Annotated in this window: 16 protein-coding genes; 9 read left to right on the plus strand and 7 right to left on the minus strand. The window is 32.8% G+C overall.

The window, feature by feature from the left end:
- Positions 1-76 precede the first annotated feature (76 nt).
- The 3 genes from ACHRVX_RS01390 to ACHRVX_RS01400 all read right to left on the minus strand — a co-directional run bounded on the left by ACHRVX_RS01390 (position 77) and on the right by ACHRVX_RS01400 (position 2342).
- Positions 77-463 carry a secretion protein gene (locus ACHRVX_RS01390; RefSeq protein ID WP_395328183.1) on the minus strand — a complete coding sequence of 129 codons (387 nt, stop codon included), beginning with the start codon at positions 461-463 and terminating at the stop codon, positions 77-79.
- 375 nt (positions 464-838) lie between these two features.
- Positions 839-1246 (minus strand): secretion protein, encoded by a 408-nt coding sequence (locus tag ACHRVX_RS01395; protein WP_395328186.1) that lies wholly within the window; start codon positions 1244-1246, stop codon positions 839-841.
- Positions 1247-1922: 676 nt separating this feature from the next.
- Positions 1923-2342 carry a T9SS type A sorting domain-containing protein gene (locus tag ACHRVX_RS01400; protein ID WP_213297615.1) on the minus strand — a complete coding sequence of 140 codons (420 nt, stop codon included), beginning with the start codon at positions 2340-2342 and terminating at the stop codon, positions 1923-1925.
- Between the two features lie 449 nt (positions 2343-2791).
- On the opposite strand from ACHRVX_RS01400, the gene ACHRVX_RS01405 reads away from it, so the two are divergent.
- From ACHRVX_RS01405 to ACHRVX_RS01420, 4 genes are all read left to right on the plus strand, one after another.
- Positions 2792-3664 carry an AraC family transcriptional regulator gene (locus ACHRVX_RS01405; RefSeq protein ID WP_395328190.1) on the plus strand — a complete coding sequence of 291 codons (873 nt, stop codon included), beginning with the start codon at positions 2792-2794 and terminating at the stop codon, positions 3662-3664.
- A gap of 221 nt (positions 3665-3885) precedes the next feature.
- On the plus strand, positions 3886-5922 hold the full coding sequence (locus tag ACHRVX_RS01410) for a M13 family metallopeptidase (RefSeq protein ID WP_395328192.1): 2037 nt from the start codon (positions 3886-3888) through the stop codon (positions 5920-5922).
- A gap of 371 nt (positions 5923-6293) precedes the next feature.
- Positions 6294-7163 (plus strand): alpha/beta hydrolase, encoded by an 870-nt coding sequence (locus ACHRVX_RS01415; protein ID WP_395328195.1) that lies wholly within the window; start codon positions 6294-6296, stop codon positions 7161-7163.
- Positions 7164-7255: 92 nt separating this feature from the next.
- Entirely contained in the window at positions 7256-7765 is a 510-nt protein-coding gene (locus ACHRVX_RS01420; RefSeq protein WP_395328198.1) for a hypothetical protein, read from the plus strand.
- Between the two features lie 329 nt (positions 7766-8094).
- Here the strand turns inward: ACHRVX_RS01420 and ACHRVX_RS01425 are convergent, their stop codons facing one another.
- Positions 8095-9063, minus strand: coding sequence for a TerC family protein (locus tag ACHRVX_RS01425; RefSeq protein ID WP_395328201.1), 969 nt, complete (start codon positions 9061-9063; stop codon positions 8095-8097).
- Between the two features lie 260 nt (positions 9064-9323).
- Positions 9324-10340, minus strand: coding sequence for a glutamine synthetase beta-grasp domain-containing protein (locus ACHRVX_RS01430; protein WP_395328204.1), 1017 nt, complete (start codon positions 10338-10340; stop codon positions 9324-9326).
- A gap of 428 nt (positions 10341-10768) precedes the next feature.
- On the opposite strand from ACHRVX_RS01430, the gene ACHRVX_RS01435 reads away from it, so the two are divergent.
- From ACHRVX_RS01435 to ACHRVX_RS01445, 3 genes are all read left to right on the plus strand, one after another.
- Positions 10769-12958, plus strand: a complete 2190-nt coding sequence (locus ACHRVX_RS01435; RefSeq protein WP_395328207.1) for a glutamine synthetase III — start codon at positions 10769-10771, stop codon at positions 12956-12958.
- 336 nt (positions 12959-13294) lie between these two features.
- A complete protein-coding gene (locus ACHRVX_RS01440) occupies positions 13295-14473 on the plus strand; it encodes an AIR synthase related protein (RefSeq protein ID WP_395328210.1) in 1179 nt (392 codons plus the stop codon).
- 183 nt (positions 14474-14656) lie between these two features.
- Positions 14657-15013, plus strand: coding sequence for a hypothetical protein (locus tag ACHRVX_RS01445; RefSeq protein WP_395328213.1), 357 nt, complete (start codon positions 14657-14659; stop codon positions 15011-15013).
- A gap of 159 nt (positions 15014-15172) precedes the next feature.
- Here the strand turns inward: ACHRVX_RS01445 and ACHRVX_RS01450 are convergent, their stop codons facing one another.
- Positions 15173-15754 carry a hypothetical protein gene (locus ACHRVX_RS01450; protein WP_395328216.1) on the minus strand — a complete coding sequence of 194 codons (582 nt, stop codon included), beginning with the start codon at positions 15752-15754 and terminating at the stop codon, positions 15173-15175.
- 184 nt (positions 15755-15938) lie between these two features.
- On the opposite strand from ACHRVX_RS01450, the gene ACHRVX_RS01455 reads away from it, so the two are divergent.
- A complete protein-coding gene (locus ACHRVX_RS01455) occupies positions 15939-16547 on the plus strand; it encodes a GNAT family N-acetyltransferase (RefSeq protein WP_395328219.1) in 609 nt (202 codons plus the stop codon).
- 372 nt (positions 16548-16919) lie between these two features.
- On the opposite strand, the gene ACHRVX_RS01460 is transcribed toward ACHRVX_RS01455, so the two are convergent.
- Positions 16920-17543 (minus strand): M949_RS01915 family surface polysaccharide biosynthesis protein, encoded by a 624-nt coding sequence (locus tag ACHRVX_RS01460; RefSeq protein WP_395328222.1) that lies wholly within the window; start codon positions 17541-17543, stop codon positions 16920-16922.
- 181 nt (positions 17544-17724) lie between these two features.
- On the opposite strand from ACHRVX_RS01460, the gene ACHRVX_RS01465 reads away from it, so the two are divergent.
- A complete protein-coding gene (locus tag ACHRVX_RS01465; RefSeq protein ID WP_395328225.1) occupies positions 17725-20058 on the plus strand; it encodes a GH92 family glycosyl hydrolase in 2334 nt (777 codons plus the stop codon).
- Positions 20059-20334 lie beyond the last annotated feature (276 nt).

Below are 20334 nucleotides of genomic sequence, written 5' to 3' on the forward strand. Positions count from 1 at the left end.
AATAAACAATGATGATATAAAAAAAGCATCAGCTTGGGGCTGATGCTTTTAATTTTTTGGGCAAAAAAGGTGAAGATTAACGGCGAAAGGTAGGGCTTTCGTTTACTGATTCGTCCAGCTTCACAATTTTTGTTTTTTTAGCAGAAACCGTAATCTCGTGCTTTGCAACTTTACCTTCTTCTTTTACTTCCAGGATATAAGTTCCGGCAGGAAATGCCTCTAAACTTAAAGTTTTTGAAATCTCTAACTCACTTGTAGCAGATTCTCCTGCATACACTAAATTATTGTTTTCGTCATAAATAGAAAAAACTGATTTTTTAACGGTGTTTAAAGTAAAACTAACTACTTTTCCGTTTCCGGTTTTTATATTCAAAATATAATCACCTTTCCCATCAATTGCATAAGTAAAGATTGTTGTTAAAAATACGGCAACAACTAAGCCCATTTTGGTAAAATTTGTCATGTTTTTTTTAATTGTTAATTACTATTTTGGAACGCCCAAAACTACAAATAGAAATTTAATTTTCTGCAAAAAAAATACTTTTTTATACATGTAAATTGCTGAATTAAAGATGTTTCTGTAGTTTCTCTGAGCTATGTACGTAAATACTGGGCTCTTGGATGTATAATGATGAAATTTTTTTAATGGTTTGTAAACCAAGTTTTTATATTTATTAAGAATAGTTTTCGAAAAATAATTTTACTAAAATTTTTAGTTGAAAATTGGGCATAAAAAAACAGCTCAATAACCACAATGAGCTGTTTTAAAAAACGATAAAATCGTTTTAAACTTTACTAACTATCTAACCTCACTTTATACTGTATGCAGTATAATTTTTTAGCGTACTGCTACACTTGTATTTTTAGCAGAGTAACCTGCTTTGTAAGCTGATGAAATTGCTTTTGTCGATAATACAGTTGCATCATCAGTAACAGTAATTTCATGTCTCACTTTTTTTACGTTATCTTCAGCTTCTAAGTAGTACGTTCCTGCAGGAAATTCTTCTAAACTAAAAGTTCTCAAAATTCCTTCTTTACCTGAAGCATTTTCAGAATAAATTAAAGTACCTTCTTTATCATAAATAGCAAGGTTCGCTTTTTGCACTTTATTTAATGCAAATGTTATTAGCTTTCCGTTTGCTTTTAATACATGAAGATTAAAATCTTCATTCCCGTCAATTGCATAAGTACTCATTCCTGAAAAAAGTACTGCACATACTAAACTTAATTTTAAAATCTTTTTCATGACTTAGTTTTTTTAAATTAATATCTCTAATTCTCTGATGCTAAATTAGTTCGGATATCGATGTTTTTGCACAACTCTGTTTTCCAATTTCGATGCTGTATTCTCATTTACGAAACCGTTGTAGGTTAATTTTTGAATTATATTTACCGTTTTTGTTAATATGGTTATTATTTTTTAATGTTTTCCTTAAATTAAGGTAATGTAAAATTATCTGTATTTCTTACAAAAAAGTTTCTGTTTTGCGATAAGTTTTTTTACCGCAAAGGGCGCAAAGTTTCTTTATGTAAGGTTTTACAAAAACTTAAAGTTCGCAAAGCTTTGTGTTGAACTAGCTTTGCGAACTTTGTGTTTTTTTGATAAATTTTAGTTGGAAAATTGTTTTACTGCAAAGTGCTCCAAGTTTTTTTACATGAAATATTTTATACACACAAAGTTCGCAAAGCTTTTGTTGAACTAGCTTTGCGAACTTTGTGTTTTTTACTCGTACTGCAAAATAAAATCTTCGCGGACTTTGCGTTAAAATCTCATTTCAAATTGAATGGGCTTTGAGGTTAAATAAAAATAAGGCACAAAAAAAACAGCTCAATAACCACAAAGAGCTGTTTCAAAACAATCACGTTTTTAACTTTACTAACTATCTAACCTCATTTTTATACTTTATGAGAGTATAAACTTTTTAGCGAACTGCTACGCTTGAACTTTGCGCAGTAGAATTTGCTTTATATGCTGACGAAACTGCTTTTGTTGATAATACTGATGCATCATCTGTAATTGTAATTTCGTGTCTTACTTTTTTAACGCTGTCTTCTACTTCTAAGAAGTAAACTCCTGCTGGAAATTCTTCTAAACTAAAAGTTCTTAAAATTCCTTCTTTACCTGTAGCATTTTCAGAATATATTAAACTTCCGTTTTTGTCATATATACTAAGGTTTGCTTTTTGAACCTGATTCAAGGCAAACGTAATTAGCTTACCGTTAGCTTTTAATACGTGAAGGTTGAAATCTGCATTTCCGTTATCATTACCATCAATTGCATAAGTGCTCATTCCTGATAAAAGTACTGCACACACTAAACTTAATTTTAATATCTTTTTCATAATGCTTTCGTTTTAAATTTTTAGTTCGATTTTCTGATGCTAAATTACTTCGGATATCGCTTTTTTTACACAACTCTATTTTCCTATTTATGTGCTATATTCTCATTTACGAAACCGTTATAGGTTAAATTTTGAATTTTATGAGGTGTTTTTGTTAATTCGGTTATTATTTTTCAATGTATTTGAAATTGTTGCTATTTCATAACTATTCTATTATTCTTACAAAAGTGAGGTATTGGTATTAAAGTCTTTGATAAAATACGATATATGAAAAAAATGTTACATAAAAATACGGGTTGTTTAAAAAATAGCGTTTTTATCACATTTTGAAAATTTATATTCTTGTGTTTTTTATGCAAAATTCTCATTTGCGAAACCGATATAGGTTAATTTGTGCATTATATTGGGTATTTTTGTTAAATTTGCTATTATTTTTTAAAGATTTTATCATGAAGACAATCGCCCCCGCTCTTGAAGTGATATCAAACTCATACGGAAGTTCTTTTACCTATATTAAACATGCCGAAAAGACCAATATAAAGTCTCATGTGTGGCATTACCATCCGGAAATTGAATTAGTATATATTAATGGAGGCGCAGGTAAAAGACAAATAGGAAGCCACGTTTCTTATTACACAAATGGAAGTTTGATTTTAATAGGTTCTAATTTACCTCATTGTGGTTTTACAAATGAGCAAACCGGCAATACTACAGAAACTGTTATTCATATAAAACCTGAATTTTTAGGAAATGATTTTTTTTCGGCTCCGGAAATGAAAAAGGTTCAGAATATTTTGAGCCAGGCAAAAGGCGGAATCGCTTTTGGCGGAGAAACCAAAAAGAAACTTGGTAAAAAAATCGAGATGATGGAAGACCAGCTTCCGTTTGAACGCCTGATGACACTTTTGAGTATTTTAAATGAATTAGATGCTTCCGAAGATTATACGGTTTTGAATGCTGATGGTTTTTCGTTAGAATTGCAAACTCAGGATAATGATCGCATCAATGTTGTTTTTAATTATGTTAAGGATCATTTTCAGGAATCAATTGCTATTGATGAGGTTTCAAGTCTTGTAAGTATGACGACGCCTTCATTCTGTCGTTATTTTAAAAAAATATCCAATAAAACATTTACAGAATTTGTAAACGAATATCGTTTAGTTCACGCTTCAAAACTATTGGCCGAAAAACCAATAAGCATTAACGAAGTCTGTTACGAAAGCGGATTTAATAATTTTAGTCACTTTAGTAAATCCTTTAAACAATATACCGGTAAAAGCGCTTCGCAATACCGTCACGAACACAAAATTATTATCAGCTAAAAAGATTTTTTTTGTCTGGTTCAAAAACCTGAAACTTCAAAAGAAGTTTCAGGTTTTTTTATATCTGTGCTAAATTGAGGCTTTACTTTTGGAATTTGGAATTTAAAATTTGGAATTTTTTAATATTTATTGTTATAAAAATTATATTTACATACTTGTTATTCTCGAATTATCACAAGTATGTAAATAATTAATATATTATCATCACCAAATTTAACCAGATGAATTTATTTAAAAACGCTGTAACATTCCTTATTATAGGAATTACTTTTTTGAGCTGTAACAAAAAAGAAGTCGCATTTCAGGATCCTTTAATTACCAATCGCGATACAACGGTTAATCCTGCCGAAGATTTTTTTAATTATGCCAATAATGGCTGGTTTAAAAAAAATCCTATTTCGAAATCAAACAGCAGTAACGGAATTATGCGAACTGTTATCGATACCATTAACGGACAAATTAAAAGTATCTGTGAAACTTCTGCTAAAGATGAAGCGGCAGTAAAAGGAAGCAATAAACAAAAGATTGGTGATTTTTATGCATCAGGAATGGATACAATTGCTATTGAAAAAGCAGGTTTATCTCCGCTAAATGCCGAAATCAAAAAAATCGATGCTATCAAAGATGTTTCGGGAGTAATTGCTTCAATTGCGCATTTACAAACTGTAGGAGCAGATCCTGCATTTACATTTTATGTTGCGCAAGATGATAAAATAAGTACGAAATATGCTTTGTTTTTTGGACAAGGTGGTTTAGGAATGAAACAAAGAGATTATTATCTCGATTCTGACAAACGAAATATTGAAATTCGCGCTGCTTACTCAGGATATCTTAATAAGATGATGCGATTTATGGGAGAAGAAGAAGCTGTTGCCGTAAAAAATGCCGCAACGGTTATGAAGTTAGAAACAGATCTGGCGAAATCTTCCCGAAAATTAGAAATGCTTCGTGATCCTGTAAAAAATTACAATAAACTTTCGGTTGCTCAATTCAATGCTATTACGCCAGACATAGACTGGAAAAATGTATTGCCGGTTTTAGGTGCCGCAAAAGCCGACTCGGTTATCGTGGGTCAGCCTGAATTTTTTAAAGCATTAAATACAACGCTTAAAAAATATACTGTAGAAGATTGGAAAATGTATCTTAAGTCTAATCTGGTCAATTCTTATGCGCCATATTTAAGTTCGGATATTGAAAAAGAAAATTTCAAATTTTATGCCACTACACTAAATGGTGTAGCAACTCAAAATCCTCGTTGGAAAAGAGTAGTGGAGCAAACAGACACATCATTAGGAGAATTAGTAGGTCAGGTTTATGTGACGGATTATATGCCAAAAGGCGTCAAAGAAAAATTATTGGAAATTGGAAATAACATTCGTGATGTATTTGCCTCTCATATTAAAAAATTAGACTGGATGAGCGAAGCTACCAAGCAAAAAGCATTATTCAAGCTAAGTAAAATGGTAATGAAACTGGGATATCCCGATAAATGGAAGGATATGAGCCAACTTTCTGTAGACAGAAAATCATATTGTGGAAATGTTATGAAATCCAAAATTTGGGAATATCAATTCATGATTAATAAATATGGTAAACCAGTCGACAGAAACGAATGGGTGATGCAGCCACAAACGTATAATGCATATTACAATCCAAGTAATAACGAAATTGTGATTCCTGCTTGTAATATTATAGTTCCCGGTTATGAAGGACGCATGCCGGATGATGCTATACTTTATGGTATAATAGGTGGTTCTTTCTTTGGACATGAAATCACGCACGGTTTTGATGATCAGGGAAGTCAATATGATGATAAAGGAAATTTAAACAATTGGTGGACAGCCGAAGATCTAAAGAAATTCAAAGCTAAAACTCAATTGATAGTCAATCAGTATAATGAATTCTCGATACTTGGTAAAAATGTAAACGGAGATGCTACTCAGGGTGAAAACATTGCTGATTTAGGCGGTGTAATTATGGGTTATGAAGCGTTTCAAAAAACAGCGCAATTTAAAAATAAGGAAAAAATTAGCGACCTGACACCGGATCAGCGTTATTTTCTTGCCTATGGTTATTCCTGGATGATTAACAGAAGAGATGAATCAAAAATGAATCAGATAATGACGGATGTTCACGCGCCGGAACAATTCAGAGTCAACGGACCTTTGAGTAATATTCCTGAATTTCATAAAGCATTCAATGTCAAAAAAGGGGATAAAATGTATCAGCCGGATAGTTTACGTGTAGTAATCTGGTAAGAGATTAAATAACAATTATATTTAAAACCATTCGTTTCGGCGAGTGGTTTTTTTGTTTTAGGATAGAAGGCCCACGGGTTTAACTGGTTTTTTTTTTTGCCCCGAATTTCACGAATTTTCACGAATCAGGTCATGGAATTGTGGAAATGTTTCCTTTTAAAATGATAATCTTTAAAATTCAATCTGTGACATTTTACCAATAATTTATCCCACAATACAATTCGTGAAAATTCGTGCAATTCGTGGCAAGCTTTTTTTATAAAATATATCACAAACATATAATCAAACTATCAAAAAACAAGTCGGATTTTTCATATAATATATTTGGAAAAAGGTATATTTACAATCCCTAATCAGAAAAAAAATAAACTATGAAAAACTTTAGAATTCTAGTATTTACGGTTCTTTTATGCGCTTCATCAATGAGTTACGCGGCAAAAGTAGATACATTACAAGTTGCAAGTACAGCCATGAGCAAAACCTACAAAGCGGCGGTTGTTTTGCCAAATTCGTATTCAAAAAGTAAATCGGCATTTCCGGTAATGTATTTATTGCATGGCGCTTACGGGCATTTTGGCGATTGGTTAAAAAATACTCCCAACAAAAAATTAGTTCAAGGGCTATCTGATCAATACAATATTATCATTGTCATGCCCGAAGGCGAAACCTTTAGTTTTTATTTAGACAGTCCGGTAAACAAAGGAAGTCAGTTTGAAACCTTTATTACACAGGAAGTGATTCACAAAGTAGACAAAACCTATAGAACGATAAGCAACAGAAACGGAAGAGTAATTACAGGACTTTCTATGGGAGGTCATGGCGCTTTGTATTTGTCGGCAAAACATCCCGAATTATTTTGTGCTGCAGGAAGCATGAGTGGAGCAGTAGATATGAGTACAATGCTCAATCGTGAATCATCTGCGCAAGTAGTAAAACTAATGCAGCCTGTTTTTGGAGATAAAAGTGACAGCTCGGCAATGTATGAACAATATGCCGTAATGGGAATGTTGGATAAACTAAAAGCAAATAAACTACCATTAATTATAGATTGCGGAGTAGATGATTTTTTAATAGAACCCAACAGAGAATTACATAGAAGATTAGTATATAATAAAGTAGAGCACGATTATACAGAACGTCCGGGAGCGCATACATGGGATTATTGGGAAAATTCATTGCCTTATCATGTGTTATTTTTTAATAAAATTTTGCTTAAAAATCAGCAGGTTACAAAAAAATAACAGGTAATTTTTAACAATATCAACCTTAATATTTTTTTTGGTTTGATTTTTGGAATACCTTTATGTATATATAAAACCTTAAAATTAAAATTATGAAAAAGATATTTATACTTTTCGCAGTCGTTGGACTAATCGCGTTTTCAAGTTGCGAAGGACCTGAGGGGCCCGAAGGAATTCCAGGACCAGCGACTTTTGTTACTGAAGATACATTTGACTTTGTTGGTCCAAATTATGAAAGAAATGTTCCCTTAACAGGTATGCTTTCTGGAGATAATATTTTAGTATATGAGTTGGTTAGTGCTCCAAATGCGGTAGATAAATGGGCATTATTACCTCAGGTATATTACTTTAATGATGGCTTAGAAACAGCTCAATACAATTATACTTTTTCAAAAAATATTGTTACAATTTTTATTGATGGTAGTATAAGTGATTTGTCTCAGTTACCAAATAGTTTCAGATTAGGAAAAACATTTAGAATTGTTATTATTCCTGGAGATGATGGAATAAACGCTAAGAAAGCTAAATCAGATTACTCAGATTACAATGCTGTTATTGCAAAATATAATATTGACGACAGTAATATTAAGAAAATTAACTAATTATTGTTAGAGTAGAATTTAAAAAGGAGATCGCGAGATCTCCTTTTTATTTTATTAGTAATTATATATGCTTGCAGGTGATTTTGTCATTTCGATCGAAGGGAGAAATCACACAACAAACTCCGCTGCTACAGTCGTCAATATTTGTTGAATTACGAGTGTGATTTCTCCTTGCGTCGAAATGACAAAACGTGTCTATATATCATGAATATTGCTTTGTTAATTTATTATGGTTCAAATTTCGCAGCTAAAAATGACAAATAGATGAGCAAAAAAAAGAGGCTGTCTTTTTAGGACAGCCTTTTTTTATAAATATATGTTAGAATAGTTTACTCTTCAATTTTCGGAACCTCTTCTGCGTCCTTTCCGTACTTTAGAGAAACTAAAATTCCCACTAAAAGCGAAAGAGCAATAAATCCTAAAGATGCCCATTCAGGAACCGGAATCCATTTATGTAAAATCATTTTTAAACCTACAAAAAGTAAAATAGCTACTAAGCTATATTCTAAATAACTGAATTTGGCCAGCATATTTGCTAAGAAAAAGTACATAGAACGTAATCCAAGTATAGCAAAAATATTAGAACTGAATACTAAAAATGGATCAGATGTAATGGCTAAAATTGCAGGAACACTGTCAACGGCAAAAAGAACATCCATAACTTCAATAACAATCAAGGCTACAAATAGTGGAGTAGCGGCTTTTTTTGCTGATTTTGTAGTGATAAAAAATTTCTCATGTTCCATTTCAGACGTAATAGGAATAATTTTTCCTAATGTTTTATAGACAAAAGAATCCTTTGGATGAAAGTCATCATCATCTCCCGAGAATAACATTTTTAATGCTGTAAAAATAAGGAAAGCACCAAATACATAAGTCGTCCAGGTAAATTTATTGATTAACATTACACCAAAGAAAATCATTAATCCGCGAAAAATTACAGCACCTAAAATTCCCCAGAATAAAACTCTGTGCTGGTATTTTTGAGGTATTTTGAATGACGCAAAAATAATGGCGATTACAAAAATATTATCGACACTTAAAGATAATTCAATTAAATAACCTGTAATAAACTTCATGGAAGCCACGGCAGGTTTAAGATTATCAGGATTTGCAATATAATCTGTAGTATAAAGCCAGTAAATTACTCCCGAAAACAAGAAGGACATTGTGACCCAAATAATGGTCCATTTACTAGCTTCTTTAGTACTTATAATATGAGGGTTTTTATTAAAAACTCCTAAATCTAAAGCAAGGATAAAAACAACGGCTAATAAAAATAAAATCCAGACAATCATGATACTTTTTTTTAGTGATTTACAAAGATAAGTTTTGAAGTTTAACTTAAAAATTAATTATTAGAAAATTACTTTCAATTTACTTGAGATTTGGTGTTTTATGTCGCATTGAATTTGTGAAGCTAAACCCAAATAGGTTTTTAAAACCTGTAGGGTTTGTCATCAACGTTTTATCGATTGACTCTCATTTTATGACAAACTAAATGGCAAAAAAAAAGTGCCATCAATTAAGATGGCACTTTCGTATTATAAGCTTTAAATTATATTGCTGATTTTACAGTTTTGATAATTCTTGCAGCAATTTTGTATGGATCACCGTTTGAAGCTGGTCTTCTGTCTTCAAGATATCCTTTCCATCCTTTTTGAACTGTATATAAAGGAATTCTGATTGAAGCTCCTCTATCAGATACTCCATAAGAGAAATCGTGAATAGATGCTGTTTCATGTTTACCAGTTAAACGCTGGTCGTTGTAAGCTCCGTAAACTTCAATGTGTTCTTTAACAACAGGACGGAAAGCTTCACATATTTTTTCGTAAGTTTCTTTAGAACCACATGTTCTTAAAACTTCGTTAGAGAAGTTAGCATGCATACCTGAACCATTCCAGTCTGTATCTCCAAGTGGTTTTGGGTGATATTCAATATAGTAACCGTATTTTTCAGTCAAACGATCTAGTAAGTAACGAGCAACCCAAATTTCGTCTCCGGCTTTTTTAGCACCTTTAGCGAATAATTGAAATTCCCATTGTCCGCAAGCCACCTCTTGGTTAATACCTTCAAAGTTAAGTCCTGCAGCGATACATAAGTCAGCATGTTCTTCTACCAATTTTCTTCCGTGAGTGTTTTTTCCACCTACAGAGCAGTAGTACATACCTTGTGGAGCAGGATAACCTCCAACAGGGAAACCTAATGGCAATAAAGTTTTAGTATCCATGATGAAATACTCTTGTTCGAAACCAAACCAAAAATCATCATTATCATCATCAATTGTAGCTCTGCCGTTAGAAGGGTGCGGAGTTCCGTCAGCATACATAACTTCAGACATTACAATGTATCCATTGATGCGGGTTGGATCAGGATAAATTGCAACTGGAACTAATAAACAGTCAGAAGATCCACCTTCAGCTTGTTTTGTTGACGAACCATCAAATGACCAGTTTCCAAGCTCTTCTAATGTTCCTTTGAAATTTTCATGCTCTTCAACTTTAGTTTTACTTCTAAGATTTTGAGTTGGTTCATATCCATCTAACCAAATGTACTCTAACTTAATTTTAGCCATAATAATATAAATTTATTTTTTTGTTTTTTTTCGTTGGGTCAAATATAGATTTATTTTTTTAGTCCTAAAAATTAGGGGGCTGTTTTGTTTACCTCAATATTATTTTTTAGATAAGCGCAATTTTTGAAGGGGTATATTTTTAAAAAAGCAATTTTTAACACCATTAAAAAATAATTTCGTAAAAATTACTGCTGTTTTTTGAATTATGAGGTTAAGAAATTATGAAAAAATGTTTATTTAATGAATAATACTGCGGTATTTTGTTATATTTCTTTCTATTGAATCGATTATTCTTTGAAAAAAGCTTCTTCTGTTGAAAAATCATCGGATAAAAATCCAAAATTTATCTTTAAAACAGGCGGTTTAAATAACTATATTTGTTCCTCTTTTTTTGAGTAAAAGTTATTACGAATTTTAAATTTATACACATGTCAACATTACGTTTCCAAGCTTTAAAAGAAGCTTCTACAAGAAAGCCGGTACATTTTGAAGAAATCGATAGAAAGTCTAACATTTTTGGTTCAAATGTGTTTAATGAAAAAGCCATGAAGCAGTTTTTAACTTCAGATGCTTTAAAAGGAGTTCGGGACGCTATTCAGCACGGAACTAAAATTGACAGAAAACTGGCAGATTATATCGCCATGGGAATGAAAGAATGGGCTTTATCAAAAGGCGTAACACATTATACACACTGGTTTCAGCCACTTACGGGAACAACAGCCGAAAAACACGATGCATTTTTTGATATATCGTACGACGGAAGCGATCCTGTGGAGAAATTTGGCGGAGCACAATTAGTACAGCAAGAACCGGATGCGTCAAGTTTCCCGAACGGCGGAATCAGAAATACATTCGAAGCAAGAGGTTATACAGCCTGGGATCCAACATCGCCGGCATTTATATATGGAACAACTTTATGTATCCCTACAGTTTTCATCGCATATACAGGAGAAGCATTAGACAATAAAATTCCGTTATTACGAGCTTTATCTGCAATGGATGAAGCTGCGACAGAAGTTTGTAAATATTTCGATAAAAATGTTAAAAAAGTAACCGCAACCTTAGGTTGGGAACAAGAATATTTTTTGATAGACAAAGCATTAGCAAATTCCCGTCCGGATTTAATGATGACCGGAAGAACTTTATTAGGACATACATCTGCAAAAGGACAGCAATTAGACGATCATTATTTTGGATCTATTCCTACGCGTGCTTTAACGTATATGAGAGATTTGGAACAAGAATGTATGTTGTTGGGGATTCCGGTAAAAACGCGTCATAACGAAGTGGCACCAAATCAGTTTGAGCTTGCGCCGATTTTTGAAGAAACCAATCTTGCTGTAGATCACAACTCTTTATTGATGGATGTAATGCAAAGAGTGGCAGAACGTCATGATTTTAAAGTATTATTTCATGAAAAACCATTTAAAGGAGTAAACGGATCAGGAAAACACAACAACTGGTCATTGGCAACAGATACAGGAGTTAATTTATTGAGTCCGAGTAAAACGCCAATGAGCAATTTGCAATTTTTGACTTTCTTTATCAATACGATAAAAGCAGTTAATGATTACGAAACTTTATTAAGAGCTTCAATCGCAACCGCAAGTAACGATCACAGATTGGGAGCTAATGAAGCACCTCCGGCTATTATTTCAGTATTTATTGGAGCACAATTAACAAAGGTTTTATCTGAATTAGAAAGCGTAACAACCGGAAAATTATCTCCTGAGGAAAAAACAGATTTAAAACTGAATGTAGTAGGAAAAATTCCAGACGTCCTTTTAGATAATACAGACAGAAACAGAACTTCGCCTTTTGCTTTTACAGGAAATAAATTCGAGTTCAGAGCCGTGGGTTCAAATGCAAACTGTTCAAACGCAATGACCACTTTGAATGCCATTGTAGCCAAACAATTAAAAGATTTTAAAATAGAAGTAGATTCTTTAATCGAGTCCAAAGACATGAAAAAAGACGATGCTATTTTTAATGTTTTAAGAGAATACATCAAGCAATCGAAAAAAATACTTTTTGAAGGTGACGGATATAGTGAAGCCTGGGAAAAAGAAGCAGCGAAAAGAGGTTTAAGCAATTTTAAAACGACTCCGGAAGCCATTAAAGCCAAAGTTTCGAAACAAGCATTAGACTTATTTTCTGAATTAGGAATTTTAAATCATGTAGAAGCCGAAGCACGTTACGAAATAGAATTAGAAGAATACACTAAAAAAATCCAGATCGAAGGAAGAGTTTTAGGTGATATTGCCAGAAACCATGTAATTCCAACCGCAATTCGGTACCAAAATACTTTAATCGAAAATGTAAAAGGATTGAAAGAAATCTTCGGAAAAGAATTTGAAACAATTGCCAAAGAGCAAATTGTTTTGATAAAAGAGATTTCCGCGCATATTGAAGGAATCAATACGAAAGTATTAGCAATGACAGACGAAAGAAGAACAGCAAATCATTTAACTGATGCGCAACAAATGGCCGAAGCGTATTGCAACAAAGTAAAACCATACTTTGAAGATATCAGAAACCATTGTGATAAATTAGAATTATTAGTAGACGACGAAAGCTGGACATTGACTAAATACAGAGAATTGTTGTTTACGAAATAGTTTAAAAGTTTTTTGCCACGAATTACACTAATTTACACGAATTCTATTTTCATCAATAAATGAAAATTTAAATACTCAAAATCATCCTTAACGGATGATTTTGTTTTTAAGAAGAAAAATTAGTGAAAATTCGTGTAATTCGTGGCAAATAATTCTGCACAATACTTTAATCAATGGAATCAATTTAATCAGTGCTCTTTTTTCTTCTCTCCATTTTTAATTAGTGAAAATTAGTGTAATTCGTGGCAAAAACTTTTTCACAATCAATATAAGGAATCATTCGAAGAATTAAAAAAAGGGATTATCTTTGCACCACATCAACACAAACTAAGTTTCATGAGTTCAGATTCTAGCAAAAGGTACGCACAAAGAGGTGTTTCGGCATCAAAAGAAGACGTACACAACGCCATAAAAAATATCGATAAAGGTTTATTTCCTCAAGCATTTTGTAAAATCGTTCCGGATTATCTTACCCGGGATGAAGAATATTGCTTAATTATGCACGCTGATGGTGCAGGTACAAAATCGTCTCTGGCGTATATGTACTGGAAAGAAACCGGAGATATTTCAGTTTGGAAGGGTATTGCCCAGGATGCATTAATCATGAATATCGATGATTTATTATGTGTTGGCGCAACAGATAATATTTTACTTTCTTCTACAATTGGTAGAAATAAAAACTTAATTCCTGCTGAAGTTATTTCGGCAATCATCAACGGAACCGAAGAATTAATCAACGAATTAAAATCTTTTGGCGTAACGATTCATTCAACAGGAGGAGAAACTGCAGATGTTGGAGATGTGGTTCGTACTATAATTGTAGATTCTACCGTAACCGCCCGCATGAAACGCAGCGATGTTGTTGACAATGCGAACATCAAAGCAGGCGACGTAATCGTTGGTTTGACTTCCTTTGGTCAGGCAACTTACGAAAAAAGCTATAATGGCGGAATGGGAAGCAACGGATTAACATCTGCACGTCATGATGTTTTCGGGAAATATTTAGCTAAAAAATACCCGGAAAGTTACGATGCACTTGTTCCCGAAGAATTAATTTACTCAGGTCAGGTAAATTTAACCGATGAGGTTGAAAACAGCCCAATAAACGCAGGTCAGTTAGTACTTTCTCCAACCAGAACTTACGCACCAATCATCAAGAAAATTTTAGATACTTACACGCCAAATGAAATTCACGGAATGGTACATTGCAGTGGAGGAGCGCAAACTAAAATTTTGCATTTCGTTCAGAATTTACACATCATAAAAGACAATTTATTTCCTGTTCCGCCATTGTTTAAGTTAATTCAGGAACAATCAAAAACGGACTGGAAAGAAATGTATCAGGTTTTCAATTGCGGTCACCGCATGGAAATTTACGTTCCCGAAAATATTGCACAGGACATTATCGCGATTTCAAAATCGTTTAACGTCGATGCACAAATCGTAGGCAGAGTAGAAGCAGCTGATGCTAAGAAATTAACGATTACCAGCGAATACGGAACATTCAATTATTAATTTTATTTCACCATATAAGTAATATAAGTTCATTTTATAATTAAACGCATTCAATTGTCATCCTGAGCGGAGTCGAAGCCTCGTTCCAATTGAAAAGCCTTCGACTCCGCTCAGGATGACACTATTTAGAGTAAGTTTATATTATCTTATATCGCTTATATGGTTTAAAAAAAACACCACGCTATGTACGAATTACTTTTTTGGAGATATTTAGAAGAAGTTTACCTAAACCACCACGAAGTTTATGAAGCTCTGGTAGAAAAAGAAACAGTTGACGGTCTTGAAATACTTCCGGTTGAGGTCATCATGAACCGAATCGCTTCGGTATTCTCAAAATGGGAAAAAGTGGATGAAAACAGCTGGCAAAATACTTCCGGAAAAGGAGCATTTCAGGTAATTTCAACACCACAAAGCATCAAAATCGACTGCTACGGAACCGAAGGTAAAACTATGGACAAACTAGTTTCTCTGATGGAAGAATTCAAATGTCCGTTATACGATCCTCAGGTTCCGGAACGTTATGACGAAATGAGTGAGTAAATATTTATAAAACAAAAGCCTCTAATTAGAATTAGAGGCTTTTGTTTTATAATCGAAAAAGGAATAGTTTACTAAAATTCAACTATTTCCAGATAATATCGTTTTTCATGATTTTTTATTTTATGATATAAATTTACTCATTTAAACATGACTTTGATTCTAAATAATGTTAAAGTTTTCGCCTGAATCAAAGCGTCCATTTTTGATTGTATTTTTCACATCAGTATATTTTTGAACATGTACAAGTCTTCTTCCACTTTTAGAATGTGTACAATCAATTTGTAATTCCAGATACTCTTTTTTTCCATCCCAAAGATTTTCCAGATCCTCATCAATTAGCATTTGGACACAGTTATTGTGAATTTCTTTATTCTTTCGCCATTTACCCGGAATGTTCTTAAAATCGTATCTTTTAAGTTTCAATTCCTTACCAATAAAATTTTTACCGCTTCCATGTATATAATCTTCTATTAACAATAAATTTATAGATATGTTTTCGATATCTGAATACGTTTTGTTTATAAATTTAATGTAATATTTTGTTTTAGGTTCGTTATCACAATTTTCTACTTCTTTACAAATAATACTGCATGTTTTAATGTTGGGTTTAAATATTCGAAGTACCAAATAAAATATTAAACAAGACAATACTCCCGTAAACAAAGCGATTAATAAGTCGTACCAAAAAGTCTCTCCGAATTCCTTTTTTGATACTATTTCAGCGGCTAATAAAATATTCAAGATAGTAATTTAAATAAATGCAATAATACAAAATAAAGAAAGAAAAAACCTATATTAAACAAGTATTTGTCATGAAAAAAATCTATGGTCTTATTCTTTTAAATTTTTCAAATATCTTTACAAATCTCATTTGAGTTAAAAAAGTAAGATTTAAATTTAAAGAGTAAAACCAAAAAATAAAATTATGACCACGCTATCAAATTTCAAATTCTCAGACAATATAATCCTGGAAGACGATTTAGTTTTATTACGCCCGTTACAAGAATCAGATGTTGATAATTTAATAGAAATTTCAACCAACGAACCCGAAACCTGGAAATATTCATTAGTTGGTGCTGACGGAAAAGAAAATCTGATCAAATACATTCAGTCGGCGGTAAAAAACCGAGAAGATAAAAGAGAATTCCCATTTATAGTTTTCGATAAAAAAACACAAAAATACGCAGGTTCAACACGTTTTTATGATATGCAGCTTGATTACAAAACCTTGCAATTAGGCTATACCTGGTATGGTTCTGCTTTTAGAGGAACGGGACTCAACAAACATTGTAAATACTTATTACTACAATTTGCGTTTGAAACTTTAGGAATGGAACGCGTAGAATTTCGTGCCGATAATAATAACGAACGAAGCATTGCCGCCATGAAAAGCATTGGCTGTAAAGTCGAAGGCGTTTTAAGAAGCCACATGCCAACAGGAAATAGTGATTTGCGTCGCGATTCAATTGTTTTAAGCATTTTAAAAAACGAATGGTTCAACGAAGTAAAAGAAAATTTAAAGCAGAAGCTTTAATAAAAAAAGCCAAAGGCTCACCAAGTATTTAGAAGTAAAGAAAGAGCCAAAGGCTCGGCTAATATTGTAGAACCGGATTTTAATCCGGTTTACAAAAAGAGAATAAATTATAATTATATAAAAAAAATATATCGTTGCCAGATAACACAAATATCACGTAATCTATTCCAACTGATTAAAATCTTTGCTAGAATATGAATGTTCGTTAGGGGATTTAGTGCCAACCAGAACATTAAAGTCTAAGTCTACAATCTTTCCTCTCTAATCTTTCCTCTTTTCTCAAACATCTTACCTCTAACATCTTACCTCTAACATCTTACCTCTAACATCTTACATCTAACATCTTACCTCTTACCTCTTACCTCTATCCTCTTACCCATCTTTCAATAACAAATCTTGTTCTTTTCTAAGTGTTACAACCAGATTATCAACATAGGTTTTTATTTTTTGCGGTAAAGCATTCCAGTTTGCATCTTTTTTGAAACTTCTGCAATCGTCCAGAACACATTCAACGGCACGAATTGCATACTTTTTGTTTTTATAAACCGTAATAATTTTTACTCGTCTTATTTCATCATTTTCATTTCTCGTTCCATAAACAATTACAGGATCGATATAACCATCGCCATCAAGATCTTTAGTACTGCAATATTTTGTCCAGAACCAAATATTTGTTTCCTTCGGAATATAATCTTCCAGTAAATCATTAATTCGCCATTTTTCAAGAAAACCGCCATGATCAGCCATTGTGCAAATAGCCTGAATCTTAGTGTTCAAAGTATCTTTTTTAGAAATGTATTTTCTGTTTTCACATAAAAGCAAATTGTATACCCCACTTTTATCGGCACATTCAAACGCTTTATAAATAGGGAAATCCGAAACCTCATTTAATTCCCGTTCCGTTATTTCTTCCTTTGTAAGTTTATAACTTTCTGCTTTTTGTGAAAAGCCGATTGTAGAATAAGAAAGTAAAAGCAATAAAATAAAATTCTTCATATTTGAAAAGTAACATTTTTTGTAAATCAAAGATATTTAAAACCTTTTTAGCTCAAAGAAATTTATATTTTTAAAAGAGCATATTTTGTTGTATTTTTCTAACCTAAAAGTATTGGTAAATCGTTTTAGTAAATATATTATGCTTTTTTGAAACAAAGAATAATGATTAAAGAAATATCTGATGAATAGAATAAATTGTAAAAATTTCCTTTTTGGATTATCATTTTTAATACTTGGTACTTCTGTAAATGCTCAGAAAAAGACAATTGAAAACCAAAATCTGATCCAATATGTGGACCCAATGATTGGCACAGCTAAAATGGGACACACTTATCCCGGAGCAACAGTTCCGTTTGGCAGCGTACAATTAAGTCCGGAAACTGATACAATTGCTTACGGTTTAAACGGAAAATATAATGGAGACGTTTACAAATATTGTGCAGGATATCAATATGAAGACAAAACAATTGTTGGTTTTAGCCACACTCATTTTAGCGGAACAGGACATTCGGATTTAGGAGATTTTCTAATTATGCCAACAACCGGAAAATTACAATTAAATCCCGGAGTTGCTTCAAAACCATTATCGGGTTATCGATCTGCGTTTTCTCATGCGACTGAAAAAGCAGAACCGGCATATTACAGCGTGCTTCTGGAAGATCATAAAATTAAAGTCGAATTGACTGCAACAACGCGGGTAGGAATGCATCAATATACATTTCCAAAGTCTGATGAGGCACATATTATTCTGGATTTGACTTCAGGTATTTACAATTACGATAAAAAGAACGTTTGGACATTTGTGCGTGTAGAAAACGATACTTTAATCACAGGATATCGCCAGACAAATGGCTGGGCGAGAACAAGAACCGTTTATTTTGCCCTGTCTTTTAGTAAACCGATAAAAAGTTACGGACAAGCGCCTCTTGAAAAAAGTGTTTACAAAGGATTTTGGGGAAGATTTGATCAAACCAAAAATTTTCCTGAAATGGCAGGTCAAAACCTAAAACTGTTTTTTGATTTTAATACCCAAGAAGGGGAGAAGATCAAAATTAAAATGGCTTTATCACCAGTAAGTTCGGCTGGAGCGCTTGAAAATATGAAAAAAGAAGTTCCTGGTTGGGATTTTGAAAAAGTAAAAAAACAAAGTCAGGAAGTTTGGAATAACGAATTGAATAAAATTCAGATAGAAGCCATTCAGAAAGAAGATTTAGTCAATTTTTACACTTCAATGTATCATGCTTTTTTAGGACCAACAGAATATATGGATTTAGACGGGAATTATAAAGGTCTTGATATGAACGTTCATAAAGCAGAAAACTTTAAAAATTATACCAGTTATTCGTTGTGGGATACTTATCGGGCTTTGCATCCATTATTTAATTTAGTTCAGCCAGCTAGAAATTCAGATATGATAAGTTCCATGTTAGCGCATTCAGATCAAAGTGTTCATAAAATGCTGCCAATCTGGTCGCATTATGCAAATGAAAACTGGTGTATGATTGGGTATCATTCTGTTTCTGTGATTGCCGATGCAATTGTAAAAGGCAATGGGAATTTTGATAAGGAAAAAGCACTTCAGGCATGTGTAAACACAGCAAAAGTATCTTATTATGACGGATTGGAATATTATATGACTAAAGGTTATGTTCCGGAAGATAAAAACGGATCATCGGTTTCTAAAACTTTAGAATATGCTTATGATGACTGGGCAATTGCTCAGGCAGCAAAAAAAATAGGTAAAATAGATATTTATAATGAGTTCATAAAAAGATCTAAAAATTATAAAAACGTTTATGATGCTAAAACCGGTTTTATGCGTCCTAAATTAAATGACGGAACTTTTAAAAAAGAATTTGATCCGTTAGATACTCACGGACAAGGATTCATTGAAGGGAATTCATGGAATTATAGTTTATACGTTCCGCAAGATCCAGCAGAAATGATTAAAATGATGGGCGGAAATGAGAAGTTTAACGTGAGATTAGATTCCTTATTCAGTATGCATTTACCGGACAAATATTTTGAAAATACCGAAGATATTACAAGAGAAGGAATTATAGGGAATTATGTTCACGGAAACGAACCTTCACATCATGTCGTTTATTTGTACAACTGGACAAATTCGCCGTGGAAAGCACAAGATAAAATCAGAATGATCCTGAAAAAAATGTACCGAAATGGTGCTGACGGTTTAGGCGGAAATGACGATTTCGGACAAATGAGTGCATGGTATATTTTTAGCAGTTTAGGATTTTATCCTGTTGCACCGGGTTCTGATGAATATGCATTGGGTAGTCCGTTGGTGAAAAATGCTGTTTTTAATTTAGAAAGTGGTAAAACTTTTCAAGTTGAAACCGTCAATCAGTCCAATAAAAATGTGTTTGTGAGTAAGGTGCTTTTGAATGGGAAACAACTTTCGACACCTTTCTTAAAACATTCAGATGTTATTAATGGCGGCAAAATTACTTTTTATATGAGTGCTAAACCGAATAAGAAGAATTATGAGAATTAAAATTGCCCACGGATTGCACGGGTAAAACGGGTTTATACGGAATTTTTTAATAGCGATTTCACTCTGTATGGAGTCGAAGGGCAGTGTTATTAGAACTCTGGTTGTATCGAAAAAGTTTTACGCAGATTCAGCAGATTTGAGCAGATTTAAAAAAATCCTTTTTAATCCTTTTAATCTGTGGCGAAAATAAAAAGCTTCGACTTCGCTTAGCCAGACAAATAATTCGTGATTATTAGTGCAATTAGTGGCGAAAAAAATAATAAAATAGAATCATAA

Source organism: Flavobacterium sp. FlaQc-47, from assembly GCF_044006475.1.
Taxonomy (GTDB): Bacteria; Bacteroidota; Bacteroidia; order Flavobacteriales; family Flavobacteriaceae; genus Flavobacterium.